This is a genomic window from Corynebacterium sp. (assembly GCF_012837295.1).
GTDB lineage: Bacteria > Actinomycetota > Actinomycetes > Mycobacteriales > Mycobacteriaceae > Corynebacterium.
This window is the reverse complement of record NZ_DURI01000356.1, coordinates 1-4,818: the sequence shown is the minus strand read 5'-3', so window position 1 is coordinate 4,818 and position 4,818 is coordinate 1. Positions and strand designations below refer to the sequence as shown.

Sequence of the window (4,818 nt, the reverse complement as noted above, 5' to 3'; positions counted from 1 at the left end):
GCATGGCCAATGCCATCCAGTACAAGCACTTCCTCACCTGGACCGGCGACGGCTACGAGGAGCTCCGCCCGAAGGAGCGTCTCAACTAGACGATCGTCCGGCCCCCTCATCCGCACACCGCCACCACCCGCAGGCGCCCCGACACGACGCGGCCCCCGCCCACGGCATGAACCGTGGCGGGGGCTTCTCGGCGTTCGGGTGGGCGTCGTCAAGCAAACGGATGCTTTACGACGGCCCGGCCGGGAATTAGGCGTCGGCGAACTTCTCGGTGACGCGCTTGATGGCCTCGTCGGCCACCATCTCCTGGATGCCCATGTCCAGCTCCGAGGTGAAGCCGACGCAGGAGCAGTTGATCTCGCCCAGGACGTAGGTGTCGCCGCCGTCCTCGGCGTCGTCGAGCATGAAGTCGGCGGTCCAGATCAGCGGGATGTTGTCGCCGCCGAGCTTCTCCGCGATGACCGGGCGGGCCTCGGCGAACATGTCGACGAGCTCCTGCCAATCCTCCGGCTTGTCGTACGTGTACTTCGCGCCGGAGAACAGGGTGGCGGAGAAGTTGTCGCCGCCGGCGGCCGGCTTCTTGTGCACCACGAACACCGGGTGCGGGCCGACCATGAGCACGCGGACCTCGCCCTCGACGATGCGCGGCATGAAGCGCATGTCCACCAGCATGCCGTTGTCGCCGATGATGTACTGGTCGCAGAAGTCCATGAAGTCGCCGAGCTCGCGGACCTCGGTGTGGTTGTCCACGGCCTCGGTGCACTTGAGCTTCGTGTCCAGCGGCAGGGCGGTGCCCGGCTCGACGGAGGCGGCAAGCTCCTTGTCCTCCAGCTGCACTCGCCAGATGCCGGAGCCCGTGGAGCCGCGGTTCTGCTTTAGCACGCGCTCGCCGTAGGACAGGGACTTCGGGAACGTCTCGTGGAAGGACTCGACGTCGTAGTAGGCGGCGGTGTCGGTGGGGACCAGGTCGGTGTCATTGAGCTTGACCAGGGCGTCCTTCGCGCCGTACGCCATCATTTCCTCCGGCGTGGACATGCCGACCAGGCCGGCCTCGTCCGAAAGGCGGGTCAGCAGGTCGAAGTAGCCCTTCTCGCCGCCGGGGATGTTGCCCGGGTTCACGCGCGAGATGTAGCCGCCGTAGTTGGCGGACACGTGCTCGAAGAGGGCGTCGGCCCACTCGGGGCGGTAGTAGACGACGTCGGCGCCCCAGCCCTTGGCCCGGATGGCCTCGACGATGGGCATGGTGTCGCGGCGATGGCCGTCGAAGTACTTGTCGGATCCGCCCTCGACCTCGAAGACGACGATGTTCTTGCTCAATTCTGCTCCTCGAAAGCATGGGGCCGGGGTCACCGGCACCGCATCCCCGTGCAGGTCGGGGCCCCGGAACTTGCCGTGAGAATGCATGTTCCGAAAAAATCTTAAACTGCGGCTGAGAATCTATAAGGGTAACTTTCGTCGCTTTCACCCCCGCCCCGCGATCGCGCCATTCATGCAGGTCAAGGATCACTTCCGGGCGGGTGCGGGGACCGCGGGGGCAATGGCCGTAAGGTGGGGGTACCGAAACTCGCCGACCTCGCCGGCGCGGCACCCCGGAGAAGGAGCAATGATGGCGGTCCCGCACGACCCGCACCCGCAGTTCCAGCAGTACGCGCACCCCGAGCGACTGGTGTCCAGCAATTGGCTGGCCGCCCGGCTGGGCTCGCCCGGCCTGCGCGTCGTCGAGTCCGACGAGGACATGCTGCTGTACGACATCGGGCACATCCCGGGCGCCGTGCGCATCGACTGGCACACCGATCTCAACGATCCGACGATGCGCGATTACGTCGACGCCGAGGCCTTCGCCGAGCTGATGCGGTCCAAGGGAATTTCGCGGGATGACACCGTGGTGGTCTACGGCGACAAGTCCAACTGGTGGGCGGCGTACACGCTGTGGGTGTTCGAGTTGTTCGGCCACCCGGACGTGCGCCTGCTCAACGGCGGCCGCGATGCGTGGATGACGGAGGAGCGCGACACCAGCTTCGAGGTGCCGGAGTACCCGCGCACCGACTACCCGGTCGTCGAGCGCGACGACGAGACCCTGCGCGCGTACGCCGCCGACGCCCGCGAGCTGATGGGAGAGGGCAACCTCATCGACGTGCGCACCCCGGAGGAGTACTCGGGCAACCGCACGCACATGGTCGATTACCCGCAGGAGGGCGTGTTGCGCGGCGGTCACATCCCGACGGCGGTCAACGTCCCGTGGAACCAGTCCGTGCACCCGAATTCCCGGTTCCGCTCGCGCGAGGAGCTGGAGGCCATCTATTCGGACGTCGAAGCCGACGGCGACACGATCGTCTACTGCCGCATCGGCGAGCGTTCGGCGCACACGTGGTTCGTGCTCCATCACCTGCTGGGCCGCGAGAACGTGCGCAATTACGACGGATCCTGGGTCGAGTGGGGCAACATGATCCGCATGCCCATCGCCCGCGGCGCCGAGCCGGGCCAGGCCCCCGGCAAGTAGGCGCACGGCCCGGGGCGGCGGTCCGGGACCGCGGCCCGGTTGGTCTCGTTTGCTTGACGACGCCACCCGCGCCCCCGCCGGCTTTCCGTTCCCGTACTTCCATCACCCCCGACGCGATCCCCCCGGGATTGGGCGCATTCCGTGCCCGAACGCCCCGCCGAGGCATCGCGGCGGGGGTTCTTTCGCCTGCCCATGGTGCGGTGAAATGCGAACTTTGGCCGGGACAACCAATTGTCGGGCGAGAATACCGAGGTCGAACGCCGTTCAAGTTCGCAGGGTGGCCCCATGGTGGGGTGGGCCGACAAAGGCCGGATCCGCCACCTGTGACAGAATGGCCGTATTGGGTTGGACGGTGTTAGCCCGTACATGTGCCCCGAGCATGTGGCGTGCGCAACCGTCGGACCCCGATGACTGTCGTACCAAACGCCGGTCGGACGAGCCGTCCGGTGCCCACGAAAACAGGAGGGTTTCGTGTCCGAGCAGACCACCGAGAAGATCACGAAGGTTCTCGTCGCCAACCGTGGCGAGATCGCCGTTCGCGTCATCCGCGCCGCGAAGGACGCCGGCATTCCGTCGGTCGCCGTTTACGCAGAGCCGGATGCTAACGCGCCCTTCGTGACGATGGCCGACGAGGCGTTCGCGCTGGGCGGCCAGACGTCCGCGGAGTCTTACCTCGTCTTCGACAAGATCCTCGACGCCGCCAAGAAGTCCGGCGCCAACGCCATCCACCCGGGTTACGGCTTCCTGTCCGAGAACGGCGACTTCGCCGAGGCCGTCGAGAACGCCGGCCTGATCTGGATCGGCCCCTCGCCGGAGTCGATCCGTTCCCTGGGCGACAAGGTCACCGCGCGCCACATCGCGCTGCAGGCCGACGCCCCGATGGCCCCGGGCACCAAGGAGCCGGTCAAGGACGCCGACGAGGTCGTCGCGTTCGCCGAGGAGTACGGCCTGCCCATCGCCATCAAGGCCGCCTTCGGCGGCGGTGGCCGAGGCATGAAGGTCGCCTACGAGATGTCGGAGGTCAAGGACCTCTTCGAGTCCGCCACCCGTGAGGCCGTCGCCGCCTTCGGCCGCGGCGAGTGCTTCGTCGAGCGCTACCTGGACAAGGCCCGCCACGTCGAGTGCCAGGTCCTGGCCGACAAGCACGGCAACGTCATCGTCGCCTCGACCCGCGACTGCTCCCTGCAGCGCCGCTTCCAGAAGCTGGTCGAGGAGGCCCCGGCCCCGTTCCTCACCGAGGAGCAGGACCAGCGTCTGCGCGAGTCCGCGAAGGCCATCTGCAAGGAGGCCGGCTACTACGGCGCCGGCACCGTCGAGTACCTGGTCGGTTCCGACGGACTGATCTCGTTCCTCGAGGTCAACACCCGCCTCCAGGTCGAGCACCCGGTCACCGAGGAGATCACCGGCCTGGACCTGGTCCGCGAGCAGTTCAACATCGCCGAGGGCCGCGAGCTGACCCTCAAGGAGGACCCGGAGCTCCACGGCCACGCCTTCGAGTTCCGCATCAACGGCGAGGACGCCGGCTCCAACTTCATGCCGGCGCCGGGCACCATCACCAAGTACGAGGAGCCCTCGGGCCCGGGCGTCCGCATGGACACCGGCATCCGCGAGGGCGACGTCATCGGCGGCCAGTTCGACTCGATGCTGGCCAAGCTGATCGTGTGGGGCAAGGACCGCGATGAGGCCCTGCGCCGCTCCGCCCGCGCCCTGGACGAGTACAACGTCGAGGGCCTGGCCACGGTCATCCCGTTCCACCGCCACATCGTCGAGAACCCGGCGTTCGTCGGCGACGGCGAGAAGTTCGACGTCTACACCAAGTGGATCGAGGAGGAGTGGGACAACCCCATCGAGCCGTTCGCCGGCGACTCCGAGGTCGACGAGGACGAGGCCGTGCCGTCGCAGAAGGTGACCGTCGAGATCGACGGCCGCCGCGTCGAGGTCGCCCTGCCGGGCGATCTGGCTCTGGGCGGCGGCGCCGGCGGCGCCCGCAAGAAGGCCAAGAAGCGCCGCGCCGGCGGCGCCAAGAAGGCCGCTTCCGGTGACGCCGTGGTCGCGCCGATGCAGGGCACCGTCATCAAGGTCGAGGTCGAGGAGGGTCAGGAGGTCGCCGAGGGCGACACCGTGGTCGTGCTCGAGGCCATGAAGATGGAGAACCCGGTCAAGGCCCACAAGGCCGGCACCGTCACCGGTCTGGCGACCGAGGCGGGCGCGGGCGTCGGCAAGGGCGACGTCCTGATGGAGCTGAAGTAAGCTCCCCCATCCCGTCTTCGGGCGGGAGCTGAACCACGGCAATCCCCGCCGCACCGAAAAGGTGCGGCGGG

3 protein-coding genes are annotated in these 4,818 nt (G+C 67.8%); 2 read left to right on the top strand and 1 reads right to left on the bottom strand.

The features are described from left to right. Positions 1–246: 246 nt before the first annotated feature. A complete protein-coding gene (locus GX015_RS11715) occupies positions 247–1,314 on the bottom strand; it encodes a Cj0069 family protein (RefSeq protein WP_291345339.1) in 1,068 nt (355 codons plus the stop codon). A 289-nt stretch (positions 1,315–1,603) separates the two neighbouring features. Between GX015_RS11715 and GX015_RS11710 the strand changes: the two genes are divergently transcribed. Further along, the gene (locus tag GX015_RS11710; protein WP_291345338.1) at positions 1,604–2,497 is read left to right on the top strand and encodes a sulfurtransferase; all 894 of its coding nucleotides are present in this window, start codon (positions 1,604–1,606) and stop codon (positions 2,495–2,497) included. 471 nt (positions 2,498–2,968) lie between these two features. Further along, on the top strand, positions 2,969–4,747 hold the full coding sequence (locus tag GX015_RS11705) for an acetyl/propionyl/methylcrotonyl-CoA carboxylase subunit alpha (protein WP_291345337.1): 1,779 nt from the start codon (positions 2,969–2,971) through the stop codon (positions 4,745–4,747). Positions 4,748–4,818 lie beyond the last annotated feature (71 nt).